General features: G+C 46.9%; 14 protein-coding genes and 1 riboswitch. Of the genes, 2 read left to right on the top strand and 12 right to left on the bottom strand.

The window, feature by feature from the left end; translation table 11 throughout:
• Positions 1 to 15 precede the first annotated feature (15 nt).
• Positions 16 to 1,215: an iron-containing alcohol dehydrogenase gene (locus MKX97_RS02585; protein ID WP_342536880.1), complete on the top strand. Its 1,200-nt coding sequence runs from the start codon at positions 16 to 18 to the stop codon at positions 1,213 to 1,215.
• Positions 1,216 to 1,371: 156 nt separating this feature from the next.
• On the opposite strand, the gene MKX97_RS02580 is transcribed toward MKX97_RS02585, so the two are convergent.
• The 12 genes from MKX97_RS02580 to MKX97_RS02525 form a co-directional block, all read right to left on the bottom strand.
• Complete coding sequence (locus MKX97_RS02580; RefSeq protein ID WP_009766244.1) at positions 1,372 to 1,953, bottom strand: cob(I)yrinic acid a,c-diamide adenosyltransferase; 582 nt, start codon at positions 1,951 to 1,953, stop codon at positions 1,372 to 1,374.
• Positions 1,950 to 2,339, bottom strand: coding sequence for a bifunctional adenosylcobinamide kinase/adenosylcobinamide-phosphate guanylyltransferase (locus MKX97_RS02575; RefSeq protein WP_340758191.1), 390 nt, complete (start codon positions 2,337 to 2,339; stop codon positions 1,950 to 1,952). Before MKX97_RS02575 ends, MKX97_RS02580 begins: the two co-directional genes overlap by 4 nt.
• The gene (locus MKX97_RS02570; RefSeq protein ID WP_340758190.1) at positions 2,291 to 2,884 is read right to left on the bottom strand and encodes a histidine phosphatase family protein; all 594 of its coding nucleotides are present in this window, start codon (positions 2,882 to 2,884) and stop codon (positions 2,291 to 2,293) included. The genes MKX97_RS02575 and MKX97_RS02570 overlap by 49 nt, the downstream gene beginning before the upstream one ends.
• A complete protein-coding gene (cobS, locus tag MKX97_RS02565; RefSeq protein ID WP_078817387.1) occupies positions 2,845 to 3,609 on the bottom strand; it encodes an adenosylcobinamide-GDP ribazoletransferase in 765 nt (254 codons plus the stop codon). The genes MKX97_RS02570 and cobS overlap by 40 nt, the downstream gene beginning before the upstream one ends.
• On the bottom strand, positions 3,606 to 4,178 hold the full coding sequence (locus MKX97_RS02560) for a bifunctional adenosylcobinamide kinase/adenosylcobinamide-phosphate guanylyltransferase (protein WP_340758189.1): 573 nt from the start codon (positions 4,176 to 4,178) through the stop codon (positions 3,606 to 3,608). The genes cobS and MKX97_RS02560 overlap by 4 nt, the downstream gene beginning before the upstream one ends.
• Positions 4,160 to 5,233 (bottom strand): threonine-phosphate decarboxylase CobD, encoded by a 1,074-nt coding sequence (cobD, locus tag MKX97_RS02555; RefSeq protein WP_340758188.1) that lies wholly within the window; start codon positions 5,231 to 5,233, stop codon positions 4,160 to 4,162. Before cobD ends, MKX97_RS02560 begins: the two co-directional genes overlap by 19 nt.
• Positions 5,220 to 6,182: an adenosylcobinamide-phosphate synthase CbiB gene (gene cbiB / locus MKX97_RS02550; protein ID WP_340760893.1), complete on the bottom strand. Its 963-nt coding sequence runs from the start codon at positions 6,180 to 6,182 to the stop codon at positions 5,220 to 5,222. Before cbiB ends, cobD begins: the two co-directional genes overlap by 14 nt.
• Positions 6,182 to 7,654 (bottom strand): adenosylcobinamide amidohydrolase, encoded by a 1,473-nt coding sequence (locus tag MKX97_RS02545; protein ID WP_342536878.1) that lies wholly within the window; start codon positions 7,652 to 7,654, stop codon positions 6,182 to 6,184. The genes cbiB and MKX97_RS02545 overlap by 1 nt, the downstream gene beginning before the upstream one ends.
• Position 7,655: 1 nt before the next feature.
• Positions 7,656 to 8,648, bottom strand: a complete 993-nt coding sequence (locus MKX97_RS02540; RefSeq protein WP_342536877.1) for an iron ABC transporter permease — start codon at positions 8,646 to 8,648, stop codon at positions 7,656 to 7,658.
• Complete coding sequence (locus tag MKX97_RS02535; RefSeq protein ID WP_342536876.1) at positions 8,641 to 9,627, bottom strand: helical backbone metal receptor; 987 nt, start codon at positions 9,625 to 9,627, stop codon at positions 8,641 to 8,643. The genes MKX97_RS02540 and MKX97_RS02535 overlap by 8 nt, the downstream gene beginning before the upstream one ends.
• Before the next feature lie 142 nt (positions 9,628 to 9,769).
• A riboswitch (cobalamin riboswitch) is annotated at positions 9,770 to 9,901 on the bottom strand.
• Between the two features lie 730 nt (positions 9,902 to 10,631).
• Entirely contained in the window at positions 10,632 to 12,299 is a 1,668-nt protein-coding gene (gene argS / locus MKX97_RS02530) for an arginine--tRNA ligase (RefSeq protein ID WP_342536875.1), read from the bottom strand.
• Positions 12,296 to 12,724: a DUF1934 domain-containing protein gene (locus MKX97_RS02525; RefSeq protein ID WP_342536874.1), complete on the bottom strand. Its 429-nt coding sequence runs from the start codon at positions 12,722 to 12,724 to the stop codon at positions 12,296 to 12,298. The genes argS and MKX97_RS02525 overlap by 4 nt, the downstream gene beginning before the upstream one ends.
• A 160-nt stretch (positions 12,725 to 12,884) precedes the next feature.
• On the opposite strand from MKX97_RS02525, the gene MKX97_RS02520 reads away from it, so the two are divergent.
• A complete protein-coding gene (locus tag MKX97_RS02520; protein WP_342536873.1) occupies positions 12,885 to 14,939 on the top strand; it encodes a PBP1A family penicillin-binding protein in 2,055 nt (684 codons plus the stop codon).
• The last annotated feature ends 118 nt before the right edge of the window (positions 14,940 to 15,057 follow it).

Raw genomic sequence — 15,057 nt, 5'->3', positions numbered from 1 at the left:
AAAGGGGTGGGTTAAATGTACGATTTGTTTGCTCGTTTTTATCAGCGAACATGTAAGTTGGGGATGAATTTTTTACCTTGGCGGGATCCGGAGTTGTTGGAAGGACCCGGCAGTCTCGGTCAGTTGCCGCAGAAGATTAAGGATTTGGGGATCGGCAGTGTATTGGTCATCACAGATCGGGAAATCGCGAAGCTCCGGTTGATGGATGGGATGTTGTGTGCGCTGGATGCATTGGGAATCAAGTATTTGGTCTATGATCGCACCGTTCCGAATCCGACGATTGATTCTATTGAAGAGGCTCGCAGCTTGTACGTGGCGAATCAATGTGAGGCATTGATTGCGTTTGGTGGTGGTTCACCGATCGATTGCGCGAAGGCTGTCGGTGCTCGGATTGCAAGGCCGGATAAGAGTATTCCTCAATTGAAGGGAATGTTCCGCGTACAAAAAGCTATTCCTCCGTTAATTGCAGTGCCGACTACAGCGGGAACCGGAAGCGAAGCAACATTAGCTGCAGTCGTGACGAATAGTGAGACGCATGAAAAATATGCAATCATGGATACGTCACTGATCCCGCACTATGCCGTGCTTGATCCGTTGCTCACTCTTAAATTACCGCCGGCGATTACAGCGGCTACCGGAATTGATGCGTTGACCCATGCGGTAGAAGCATATATCGGAAAAAGCAATACAAAAAACACGTGGCAGTGGAGCCGAGAGGTTGTTCAGTTGGTTTTCGAGAATTTAATCGAAGCGTATTCCAATGGGAAAAATCTGGATGCACGCACAAATATGCTAAAGGCGGCTTACTTGGGAGGCAAGGCGTTTACTCGGGCCTATGTCGGCAATGCCCACGCGATAGCACATACGCTGGGCGGATTTTATAATGTCCCCCACGGAAAAGCCAACGCGATCATCTTGCCATATATTTTGGAGTATTACGGTAAGAGTGTCTATCAACCGCTATCTGAGCTTGCAGATCTTATCGGAATTACGTCACCAACCGACACGAAGCAAATGAAAGCCCAGAAGTTTATTGAGGAGATCAAAAAGTTGAATCGTGCGTTGAATATTCCGGACAAGGTGAGTGGTATTGCGGAGAAGGATATCCCTTTGATGGTCAAACGGGCCGCGGCGGAAGCCAATCCATTGTATCCAGTACCGGAAATTTTGAATAGGAAGCAATTGACGGAGCTTTATTATTTGATTAAGGAGTAGGTTATAAGCGCAGAACGCGGGAGTATGAGCGAGCTGCGGTGATTTATGAGCGCGGAACACGGGAGTATAAACTTGTGAGCGTGGGAAGTCGCACAGCACGTCAAAAACAGAGACTTGGGATGACGCGACGCAAACCAAGTCTCTGTTTTTAATTGCTCACTTTTCTTTCTTCTCACTCGTGCGGAATACTTTCGCACTGCGAACGTATTCGTTGTCGGAAATACCAAGGCGTGCGTTGACGATTCGGGCTGCTACGAATAGGTAGTCGGATAATCGATTCAAGTAGCGCTGAACTATCGGGGAAACGTCGTCTGCCGCGTTCATCAGCGTCACCGTCACACGCTCTGCGCGGCGAGTGATCGTGCGGGCTATGTGCAATGTAGCGGCCGCGGACGAGCCGCCAGGCAGGATAAAACGTTCCAGTTCCGGTGCTTCTTCCATCAACTTGTCGATGCGTTCTTCAAGCACAGCGATCGGCGCTTCATCCAACTTATAATGACGCTCTTTCATGACGTTCGCCAAGTCGCCGCCACCGTCGAACAATTCATTTTGGATGGTCTCCAAATCGGTCAGAATATCTGAGAATTTATCGCCTTCCAACTCAGTCATTGCTTTTCCGATAAACGAATTCAATTCATCAATTGTTCCGTATGCTTCTACGCGTAAATCATCCTTTGCAACGCGTCCTCCGATTAAACTTGTCGTGCCTTTATCACCTGTTTTTGTATAGATTTTCATAACAGTCCACTCCTTTTGATAGTTTGGGGAATACCATACCAAATCCGTGTGATGTCTGTTGCTTCTGCAAATAATTGCTGATACAACCGGCCGCACCGATCACGCAAGTCACGTTGTTCTGATTCGAGCGGGACAATACCGCGGCCCACTTCGGTTAAAATGAACACAGTATCAGGCGAGCTGATTTCGCGAATTGCATGAAGCGATTCCGACTCACTTAATGATGTAGATTGCAGCCAATCATGTAGATCCGAGATGACGAGCCGTTCGCCAGGCGCTGCAGAACCTGCTGTTTCCATTGTACAGAAGAACGATGGTTGATCTCCAATCCAGCGCCTTACATATTCTGTTTTGCCGTTATAGGCACCACCGATAAAGATGTGCATGGCTTCCCTTCTTTCCATTGCTGCTCATTTTCCCACTCGAATTGCCAAACCGAACCGTTCCCTACGTGCCATTCCCAGAATGAACGTGAATCCGTTGAGAATGCTTCCAACAGTAATCGAATCACCCCGCCATGTGTCACGACGACCGCTTCATTCGGCAAGTCATACAAGGCGTCGAAGACCCGTGTTTTCACTTGCAGCAAAGTTTCTCCATTACGCGGAGCCACTTGCCACGGTGCTTCCAACCAGCTGCGGTAATCGGTGTCGTCCTTTAATTGTTCATAGGTTTTACCTTCAAAATCTCCAAAGTGGCACTCTCGCCAACGTGAATCCTCATGATAGGCAGCTTCAGGAAAATAGATCGCTGCCGTTTGACGTGTTCTTTGCAGATCACTTCCATACACTTGGTCAACACTGTTCGAAAATTCAACGGGGACTCCTTCAGCACAAGCCAACTCAACATCCGTCCATCCGCAATATTGTCGTTTTTCATTGGCAGCTGTTTTCAAATGCCGAATGATAAATAAACGATAAGGACGAGCCATAAAAGCACCTCCATTCCTTCAATGAACGCGCCGCATAGATCTCCTGTCACACCGCCAAAATGTTTGACGGTCCAACTTCGATAAAACAAAACAGCTATGATTAGTGTCAGCAACGCGACGACGATGATGCCCAATGAACTGTACAGCAATCCTACCCCTACTGCAGTTAGAAGACTGACAGCAGCCGCTGCTGCCACCATACGCTTCCGCAGGAAATGCTGTTTAAAAAAGTACGCCAGGCCGCTTTGCTTCGCTGTTTCTGTCGTTACGAAATAGAAGACCATTGCCGCTCGAGACAAGATCGGCACCGCAACAAGCAAGACCCAGCCATGTTTCATTCCCAAAATTTCCATGAACAGTCCAACCTTTAATCCAAGCAAGACAAGCAGCGAAAGGGTGCCAAATGCGCCGAGTCGGGGGTCTTCCATGATCGTCAGTCGTTTTTCACGGTCTTGATAGGAAAAGAAGGCATCTCCGAGATCTGCGAAGCCGTCCACATGCAGCCCGCCTGTTGCGATGATTCCTGCAATCAGTATGAGCATCGCGGCTAGGAAACTATTGAAATCACTGAAGACCATTGCTGTTCCCGCAAGCAGCAAACCGATTCCCCCGCCAATGAGCGGCAAGGCGATATACATGCCGGACACTTCGTTCTTTCCGAGTGGCAATTCTTTCCTGACAGGCAATGAAGTAAAAAATTGGAGTGCCAATAAAATGCTACTCATCGAACGTCACCCTTCCAAACGACAGGTAATCCGTGATCCATTTCTATTACCGCGTTCGCGCACTGAACGATTTGCTGGTGCGTCGTGCCGATTGTGTTCCGATAAAATTCTGTTTCTTCATCATAATGCGGCCATTCATCGAGCACTTCATTGGAAACAATGACGAGATGGGCGGCAATCTCTCTAATTTGCTCGATGGTGTGTAACAGTTCACACCTTTTCTGATCTAGACAATCCGGACGTTTCCAACATGGCGCACCGTCTTCAATCCCCTTATACATTTCATTCGTCAACCATGTTGTCAGGCAATCCCACAACACGAAATCGCCCTGTTGTAAAAGAGGAACTACTTGGTGAAGATCCACCGGCTGTTCAATCGTTAGCCAGGCATGGTCTTTCCGGTCATGCTGATGTTTGGCGATCCGTTCTTCCATTTCATGATCAAATGCCACGCCAGACGCAATGTAGACAAGTCGCCCTGTCGCCTGTGCAACGAGCAGTCGTTCAGCATATGCGCTTTTCCCGCTGCGGGCACCGCCGCTAATGAAGGTTACTGTGCCTTGAGCCATTTTGTCATCGCCTCCCGCAGCCGTTCCATCATCGTTTCTGATTTCATGCCAACCCGCAACCATTTTCCTTCCAACCCGTGAAAGTTCTCTGTGTGACGAAGAACCATGCCTTGTTCCAATAAATTTCGATACAACTCTCTCGCATCTCGTTGCGGTTTGAACAGCAGGTAATTCGCTGCCGAATCAATCACTTTGCAATCATGTGCACGCAGGAATCTCACCATTTTCAAACGTTCCGCTTCCGCATATTGAATCGCTTGCTCACGATATGATGCTTCTTGCAAACATAGCACCCCAATTTCAGCAGCCAATCCATTCACATTCCAATGAGGAGCCTGCCGTTTCACATCCGCAATAATTTCAGGATGGGCTACCATATACCCCAGTCGAATTCCAGGTATGGCATACATTTTAGTCATAGAGCGCACAACAATCACGTGAGGATATGCTTCGAGATGCTGAATAAATGAATAGTTTTCATCAACAAAATCAATAAATGCTTCATCCAGCACCACTTCCGTTCCGCTCGACTTGGCTGTAATGATAACTGCCAGCAATTCATCAACGGACGGCAAAATACCTGTTGGATTATTCGGCGTGCATAAATATATGGCCGCTGCACCAGGCAAAGCCTTTTCAATTTCTGCAATGGGCAATGTGAAATCTTCTTCCTCACTCGCCTGAACCGATACAACTTCCGCTCCATTTGCTTCCAATGTAGCGCGGTATTCGGAAAACGCAGGGTCAATCAGCACTACTCGTTTCCCGCGGTAACGCCCGGCAAGCAAGGACAATAATTCTGCTGCACCGTTGCCCACAAGCACTTGCCGTTCGCTGACGCCGTGAAATTGAGCAGCAGCCGCCTTGAATGGTTGACCATCCGGATCGGGGTAATTCATTAATTTCGTTATTAAATACGGCCATGCTTCCACGATCAATGCAGGCGGCCCTGCTGGATTACAGTTCTCGCTAAAATCCAATACTTCATCCGGCACGGACAAACCAAACACCTCGTACAATCTTGAGCTATTCGCGCCATGTTCAGGCAATTGCATACATCAACACTCCAATCGCTGTGAATAGGAACCAGAAGATCCATGAAACGACGTGCATTTGGTTAATGGAAGAGCGGATATGGGAAGCAGATGTCGGAACGAGATCCTTGAGCGGTCCCATCTTCGCGCGTTCCGAAGTCACGCCGCGGTATGTATTTTTACCCCCTAGCTGAATATTCAGTTGCCAAGCTGTTGCGGCTTCTAAATATCCACTGTTCGGACTCGGGTGACGCTTGGCATCACTCAACCATCCTCTAAAACGTTTACCGAGCGATAAGCCGCCTTCATTCGAAGTGAATAAAACAATCAGCAAGCCCGTAATCCGCGATGGTATGACATTGAACAAATCGTCCATTCGCGCCGACACTTTACCGAATTGCAGATAGCGATCATCTTTATAACCGACCATTGAATCGAGCGTATTGACCGCCTTGTATAGCCAAAGACCCGGTGCTCCGAGCAAGAACGCCCAAAATAACGGAGCCGTAATGCCGTCTGATGTGTTTTCTGATACCGTTTCGATCGTTGCACGTGAAATTTCACCGGCATTTAACTTATCCGTATCTCGCCCGACTATCCAGCTGAGTTTTTCACGCGCTTCTTTCATTTCTCCTGACTGCAATGGTTCATAGACTAGCAGAGCTGCGTCCCGCAAACTCTTTTGCGCAAGTCCCGCTGCAACCAGAATTCCTTCCACCGCAATTCCTGCAAGTAAATGAAGGCGATACGCAAAGCTGACAAGCCAAATGACCAAAAGAAAAGTCACTCCGCAAATGATCAGCCAGAGCAATGCACCTTTCATCGTACGCAGTTTCCCTTTATTCAGCAGCTTCGTCAAATTATGTATCGACGTGCCGATCCACTTCACTGGATGCGGCCAATTAGGAGGATCACCGATGATTCGGTCAAGTACTATGCCAATGGCAATCGCAATAAAATGTGCAGGAATCATTCTGCTTCATCCTTCGCTTGTCGGTACGAATGAATCGCGTGTACAGTGCATTCATAAACACCACGGCCAATCAATTTCCCAAGCTGCGTAATCGGCCCAGCGTAAGGAAGCGAAGCCCCTTGCTGTGTCGACGCGATCAACAAACTGTCTGTTGAAGTGCCTGTTGCAATCGTCTTTGATGCGGGATCGATGACTTCTTCGTCCTGTAAAGCTTTCGTTTTGGCTTCGGTTGCTGTAATCATCGCTTGAACGAATGCTTCTTCTGACAGTAAGCCATTAATGAAAATCCATGTATTGATTGTGCCAATATACGGCAACTCTTCGCGTTGCCAAGCTTTCGAAACATCCACCGCATTGCCGATTCCTACTGTCACCGCAATCACGATCGATCCGAACTCCGCTTTGAACTCCTGCACGTTGACATACTCCGGGCTGACGGCCGTCATCATCGCGACCGTATCCGTCAGCTGATAATCATATGACAACAAGTAATCCGCCAGCTCACTTTGTACATCATCGCAGTGATAATCGTGCCGCACCCCACGGTTAATAAAGGTTCGATACCAGCCCACGCCCGCATTGTGGACAGCGGATGAAATTGTCTTAAGTGGCTGTTTCGCCTGCAAAACCACATGATCTTCACGAATTTTCACATCTTCTTTCATGATCCGGAACTGCTCTGTTTCTTCTTTCAAATCCGGCAATAGCGTCATTTGCGGTTTCGGCATTTCTGGGTGAGGCTGTGTTTTGACGCGTGCCTCATAAACCGAGCGAATTTCCTGTTCAAGTACAACTTCCTGCGGTGTTCCGATTGCTGCCACTTCACCATTCTTCAATAACAGCAATCGATCACAATAAAGCGCCGCTAAGTTAATATCGTGGAATATAGAAACAACGGTGATGCCTTTTTGATGCGCTTGATTGCGAATAGTATCAAGCAATTGTTGCTGATGCGCAATATCCAGATGATTCGTCGGTTCATCGAGCAATAAAATCGGTGCTTCCTGAGCGAGCGCTTGGGCAACAAATACACGCTGTTGCTCGCCTCCCGACAATAACTCAATCGGCGTATCTTCATAGCGCGTGATACCTGTATAGTTCATCGCTTCCTGTACTGCACGTTCGTCCTCATCGGACCAACTGGAGAACAGCCCGGTCTGATGTGGATATCTCCCGAGTCCGACGGTATCCTTCACCGTATGGGAAAACGCATGGGCATGAAGCTGCGGCAACACTGCCACTTTTCGTGCAAATTGTTTCTGTGTATAAGCGGAAGCGGATTTTCCATCAATCGTAACCTTTCCGCCTTGCTTCGGTAAAATGCCTGAAATAATTTTCAACAGCGTGGATTTCCCACTGCCATTCGGTCCTAAAATCCCAAGGACCTCTCCTTTTTCCACGTGGAATGACACATCCCGTACAACCGGTTCCTTACCGTATCCTCCTGACACTTCATCTACCTGCAGCATGTCACATCGCTCCTTTTCTGCGTTGCTTGTAAAAGATGTAGGCAAAGACTGGAGCCCCAATAAATGCCGTAATGACACCAACAGGCAGTTCAGCCGGCGAAATAATCGTCCGCGCCACTAAATCACAAATAATCAATAAGGAAGCTCCGTTAAATAAGGACAACGGCAAGACATGCCGATGATCCGACCCCCACATCAAGCGCGTCATATGCGGAACAACCAAGCCGACAAAGCCGATGGTCCCGGAAACTGCAACCGCAGAGCCTGTCAGTACAGAGCCGCCGATCAAAATCAACATTTTACGGCGTTTCACATTGACTCCTAAATGATGTGCACGCTCTTCACCAAATAGCATGGCGTTCAGTTCTCTGCGATTAAGCCAAAGAATGAATGAACCAATGATGAAAAACGGTAACACCATCGTGATATATTTCCAACCGCGCATGGAGACACTACCGAGCAGCCAGCCAATGATTTGGCGCAGCTCTTCTTGTGTTAACGCAATCATCAAGGATAAAACAGAACCTAAAAATGAACCAAAAATAATACCTGTTAAAATGATCGTTTCCATTTTCATTGACCGATCGACCAGACGGGCAAAGCCGATGACCAAGAACATCGTCGCAGCTGCCCCGACCATACTGAAGACGGGTAAGGTAAAGGCGCCTAAGAACGGCAGGGAGATACCAAAAAAGAGTGTAATCACAGCGCCTACAGAGGCACCGGATGACACTCCGAGGGTGTATGGATCTGCTAATGGATTTTTCAACAATCCTTGGAAAGCAGCGCCTGAAATCGCAAGAGATGCGCCGACAATTCCAGCCAGCAGCACACGCGGCATGCGGATTTTCCAAAGAATATTGCTCGCAGTTGCATCTGCATCGTTCCATAGCGTCTCAATCGGTATCTTCACTGTGCCGATCGATACACCGAGCCAAATTGCCACAAGTAGCGTGGCAATTGACACAGTATAGGCGATAGCCGTTTTATTCACCAAACACCTCTGGATAGATCGCTTTTGCATAAGCTTCCAATCCGTCCGCTAAACGCGGACCTGTCCGGCTTGTGATATTTTCATCCACTTGAATGACTTGATCTTCTTTCACTGCAGTAACCGTATCGAAACCGTCACGCTTCTTAATGTTTTCAACAACATCCGGCACATAGCTGTAGGACACAAGAATGACGTCCGGACTTTCATCGACGATCGTTTCAGGACTGATCATTACCCATCCTTCTTCTGTGATGATGTTTTCTGCATTGATCATGTCTAAGAACTGCTGCGGGAATGTGTTTTTACCAGGTGCATAAATTTCCGGTGCATCTGAGTTTTCCACTAACACCGTTTTCTTGTCTGTAATATCCGCTGCTTTCGCTTTGATATCCTCAACTTTTGCTTTCATATCTTCTACGATCTTATTAGCTTCCTCATTTTTATCCATGATTTCGCCGAAGATTTTAATCGTTTCATATGTTTCTTCGAATGTTTCTGCAGTCGGTATAACGACTACCTGGATGCCCGCGTCGCGAATTTGGTTCAAACCTTCTTCACCAGAGCCCAGCATCATATCATGCGCGAAAACGACATCTGGTTTCAATGAAATAACTTTTTCTACGTTGACGTTATAATCTCCGACTTTATCGAGATCTTTCACTTCTTCCGGAAAATCATCGTTTTCCGTGACAGCGATCACTTTATCACCTGCATCGATGCCAAATAAAATTTCTGTATTGCTTGGAATTAACGAGATGACAGTTTCCGGAGCTTTTTCAAATGTGATATCTTCTCCGACGGCATCATTGATTGTATATGGATAGCTGGAAGAATTCCCTCCTGCTTGTTCTTCCTGTTCCGTTTCTGCTGGTTCATCAGAATCGACTGGTGTTTCTTCTTTCTCGCTGTCGTTACCGCATGCTGCAAGCACCAGGACTGCCAGCATCGCTGTCAGCAACAACTGCCAAAACTTCTTCATGTGATTTCCTCCCTTTGCGTTCATTACGTATTACGTTGTCTGCCGCAGACATAAAAAAATCCTTCGATCATTTCGAAGGATTGGACAGGATGAAATCTATGTCAGATTACCACCACTGTGCCTATCCTCGTAGGCTGCTGCGGAACTTCTTTTCCTAAAAGGCAGGTACCTGGCTTGTGCATGGAGCACGTACAGTGGCGGGACCGCATCGGCTTTTACCGATTTCCCTTTTCATCTCTATTTGACTTAGAGAACCTTTTGGAATTATGTAATTTGTAATCGTGCTCTATTATACTATAAAACGGACTGTTGTACAGCCGGAGTGCGTGTTTGTGTCCGGGGATTCGAGCTTCAGGCGGGACGCTTTCTTACCTCCAATCAAGCGTTTTATTAAAATAAATACTGAAAAAGTAGGAATCACTATCCGAATGGGACTTAAAATAACCCACAGTACGTACACCGGGATCTACGCTCCAGACGGTACGCTTTCCGGAGGGCGTGGCTTGAGCCTCCTCGTCCGCTGCGCTACCTGCGGGGTCTCAAGGCGCACGCTGATCCTCCCGGAGTCGACCGTCTTACGCTCCAATCCCTAAATAAATAGAGGTGATATAAAGTGAAACCATTGTATGTAACGAGTAAATAAGTATCGCCCATTGAACTAACTTATAAAAAAGAATTCCTAACGCTATACATTCACCTCTAGAAGGTATCAATTCTAAGCCACTTTCATTAACCTCTTTACCTCATAAACAAACTAGAAAGACAGAGGACCGAACCAAAGTGTATGCGAACCGAGCCACCCCTCACATTAACCGTGCCAAACATGGTGCAAACCGGACATTTCCTACACTACGACAAATGTCTAAAAAGTAAAACGGACTTCCTCGGTACTTTCATTGAATGAAAGAGAGTTCCTAGAAAACGAATCAGCATCAGAGCGGAAATAAAAAACAAGCAAGAGTTGTCGATAACTCTTGCTTGGCTTGTTTAATTTGAATCCGGAATTACATCCGTTCAGGTGCTTCTACGCCGACTAGTTTCAATGCATTGGCAATCGTAATGCTTGTTGCAGTCACCAAGGCGAGTCGCGCTTCGGATAGTTCTTTGTTTTCAGGGTCAAGCACTTTATTGGCGTTGTAGAAGCTATGGAATGCAGCAGCGAGTTCTTGGATATACGTCGTTATTCGGTGCGGTGCGCGCAGGCGTGCGGCGTCGCTGACGAGTTTCGGGAAGTCGCCGATTTTTTTCAACAGTTCTAGTTCTTTTTCGTCTTGCAATTGAGTGACGTTGTCTGTTGAAGCTTGTAAGTTTTGCTCTTTTGCTTGACGCAAAATCGAACAGATCCGGGCATGCGCGTATTGTGCATAGTAAACCGGGTTTTCATTGGATTTGGAAACTGCCAGGTCAAGGTCGAAGTCCATTTGGGCATCGCCTGAACGCATAGCGAAGAAATAACGTACGGCATCAAGTCCTACTTCTTCGACTAGTTCACGCAGCGTGACGGCTTTCCCTGTCCGCTTGCTCATCTTGAACTTTTCACCGTCTTTGTATAGCTGAACCATTTGCGCTACTTCCACTTCTAGCGTGTCGCGATCGTAACCCAAAGCCTGGATTGCTGCTTTCATACGCGGGATATAGCCGTGGTGGTCCGCTCCCCAAATATTGATGAGCTTATCGAATCCGCGACGCAGTTTATCTTCGTGGTACGCGATGTCCGGCGTCAAATATGTGAATGAACCGTCCTGTTTTATCAGCACGCGGTCTTTGTCATCACCAAATGTCGTGGAACGGAACCAAATTGCTCCGTCTTCTTCATAGACATGGCCATTTTCACGCAGCTTATTCAGCGCTACTTCAATTTTACCGTTGTTATATAACGATGTTTCAGAGAACCAGTTGTCGAAATGAACTCGGAAATCAGCCAAGTCCTTCTTCAACTTATCCAATTCAATTTGAAGACCGTGCTCACGGAAAAATGCCAGGCGTTCTTCTTCCGGCATTTGTACATAACGGTCGCCGTGTTCCTCCGCCAGCCCCTTTGCAATCTCAATGATATCAGGTCCGCGATAGCCATCTTCTGGCATCTCTTTATCCAAACCGAGCGCTTCGAAGTAACGAACATCAATGGACAATGCCAGGTTATTGATTTGATTTCCTGCATCATTAATATAATATTCACGCGAAACATCATAACCCGCTGCGTCAAGAATATTACAAAGTGAATCGCCTAATGAAGCTCCACGTGCATGTCCAAGGTGCAAATCACCTGTCGGGTTCGCAGAGACGAATTCCACTTGGACTTTCTGCTGCTTACCGCTTTCGGAATGACCATATGCTTCACCTTGATCAAGCACCGATTTGACAACATCTGCGAGACTGTCAGCTTTTAGACGGATGTTAAGGAAACCAGGGCCTGCAATTTCGATCGTTTGGATCGCAGTGGCGGACGTGTCTAGATGCTCTAAAATCGCCTCTGCAATTGCGCGCGGCGGTTTCTTTGCAAGTTTCGTAAGCTGCATCGCGATATTCGCTGCGTAATCCCCGTTCTCCTTATTTTTCGGTGACTCCAGTTTAATTTCTGGCATCTCTGACTGTTCAACGAGACCTGTCTTCTCAACCGCCCGCTGCAATGCCTCTTTGATTTCGTGCTGTATTTGTTCCACTGCGTTCATTTCGTTACCTCCGAATAGGTTATTGTCAATTGATATTTCCCTAATAAATTTCCTTCTGCATGCAAATCATAGGCCACTGAAAAACTCCCTTGCGTCCACTGAAGTTTTTTCGTTTCGACCAACAAATCCATGATGGCTGGGCCGTTTCCATATGTACCAAACCTCGCATCATCCGTTCGGAACGGCAATCTCATCTGAACGCCGCCTTTTCGCATGATAAACGCGTCTTCCGCATGTAGCTTCACTGTCGTACGGACAGACGGCATACCTTCTATCTGTTCTTCAAACAATAGATAGGCCTGTCCTTTTTTTTCAATGATTTGTCCTGTCGCCTGCATTTCATGTGTTTCCGCCGGCTGTCCCGGATGCTGAATTTTAGAACGGAGCTGGACAAGCACCGCTTTTTGCTGTTTTGGCGCTTCCATTCGTTCACCGCCTTATGTAGATAGATTTACTCATTATACACTTCTTTCACTGCCACTTTCAATGTTACCGAATCCAAACTTTTTTGCAGGCGCCGTTTAATCCAAACCAATCCTTCCCATACTAGCAAAAGATACTGAATGGAACGGGATGGGATGTTCAATGAAACGTACCGACTATAAAAAAACGACGAATCGGAAAAAGTATAGAAAGCGTATTTTTTCGATTTCCATAACATTGATTACGGCTGCGGTCACAGTGATGATCGCGTTGAGACTCTACGCTCAAATACTTGGGGCTCCGTCACTGAGCGTTCCTAAGGCTTCGCTATTTTTGGATCAAAATGGTCATCAGATCGGAGATCACTTTTCACAGCAGCGCCGTTACTGGATAAAATTAGACGATGTTTCCCCTTTTTTAGCAGACGCCTTCATCGCGACGGAAGATCGGCAATTTTATGAGCATAATGGTTTTGATTACTCTCGAATTGCAGGAGCTGTTTTGAAAGATGTCAAAACGATGAGTAAAGCGCAGGGTGCCAGTTCGATTACTCAGCAATATGCGAGGAATTTATATTTAACTCATGAGAAGTCCTGGACACGAAAAATTCAGGAAGCACTCTTTGCCTATCGGTTGGAAGTATTTTACGATAAAGATACGATTTTAGAAGGGTATCTGAATACAGTTTATTTTGGTCACGGTATGTATGGTGTGGAAGCAGCAAGCCGTTTCTATTTTTCGAAATCGGCTAATGAGCTAACGTTGGAAGAAGCTGCGACGATCGCAGCAATCGCCAAAGGACCATCGATTTATTCGCCGCTTGATAATCCGGAAAGATCACGCGACCGCCAGCTTCTTGTGTTAAATCAAATGGAAAAGTACGGATACATCACATCTTCTCAAAAAGAACGTGCTTCTACAGGGGCCATCGTGTTGAAAACGGAAAGCTGGAAAGAAACGAAACAAGTCGCACCGTATTTTTTAGATGCGGCCTGGCAGCAAGCAGAGGAAATATTGGCGGAAAAAGGGCGTGTGCCTGCTGAAGGAGGTTGGACGATCCGCACGACGCTGGACCAACAACATCAGCAAACCGCAGAAAATGTCATCAAAGAATGGATGCCAGAGAACGAATTGCAAGTCGGTTTCGTATCCATGGAGGCAGACACCGGTTATATCACCTCGATGGTCGGCGGTGTGGATTTTGCGGAAAGCTCATTTAACCGGGTCACACAAGCGAAACGACAGCCTGGTTCCGCGATGAAGCCGATCTTGTATGCCGCCGCGCTGGAAAAAGGATTCAACCCGCTGACGTTTATGACTGCGGAGAAGACCATCTTCACGTATGATGACGGTCGCTCAACGTATGAACCGAGCAATATTAATGGGAAATTCGCAGGTAAGCCGATTTCATTGGCACAGGCTATAGCGATTTCGGATAATATTTATGCCGTGAAAACGTTGGAGGAAATTGGCTATAAACAGTACACCAAAATGGCACAGCGTCTCGGCATCGACGTATCGTTCCAGGAATCCCCTGCAGTTGCACTCGGAACGTCTGACGTGACACTGTTGGAAATGACGACTGCCTATAATCGGATTGCATCAGAAGGTGTTCAAGTCAAACCGCAAATGGTGTTGTCGATTACAGATTCAACCGGGAAAGTGGTTTATGAATATGAGCAAAAGAAACCTAAACAGATCCTATCGAAACAAGATGCCTTCGTGCTGACGCATTTAATGACGGGGATGTTCGATCCGGTATTCAGCGATTATTTATCCGCTACAGGTTTGTCCATGCGCCCGAAGCAATCACGGCCTTATGCAGCTAAATCCGGCACGACGATTTCCGACCAATACTTGATCGGCTTCTCCCCTTCATTGACGGCGGGGATTTGGACGGGATTTGACCGGGGAAAACAACTCGAAGACTTGAACGACAAAGCCGCTTCGAAAAAGATTTGGATTGATTTTATGGAGAAAGTACACGAAGGCAGCACACCCGAACCGTTTCTGCCTCCATCCGGAGTCCAAGGAGTGATCGTGGATATCGAAACGGGCGGCATAGCGGTCAATGAATGCACAAAGCAGCGACTTATGTACGTCCGTGATAAGGATGTACCGAAAAAACTATGCACCGATCGTTCGTTGCGCGAGCAAAATTCCGGAGAACAGGAAAATTCAAAGATGGAGCTTTTCCCATTTTCATTTTTCGAGTAAATGTATAGATTCTGTCTGCGACGTATTCTTTCAATCAGCTATATTTTTAAAAAGAAAAAAGCCTCGCTCTCCGAATCCGCGGAGAGTGAGGCTTTTTTGACTATAGCAAACCAATTGT

The organism is Sporosarcina sp. FSL K6-3508, assembly GCF_038615825.1.
GTDB classification, from domain to species: Bacteria; Bacillota; Bacilli; order Bacillales_A; family Planococcaceae; genus Sporosarcina; species Sporosarcina newyorkensis.
This window is presented reverse-complemented; position numbering and strand designations above follow the sequence as displayed.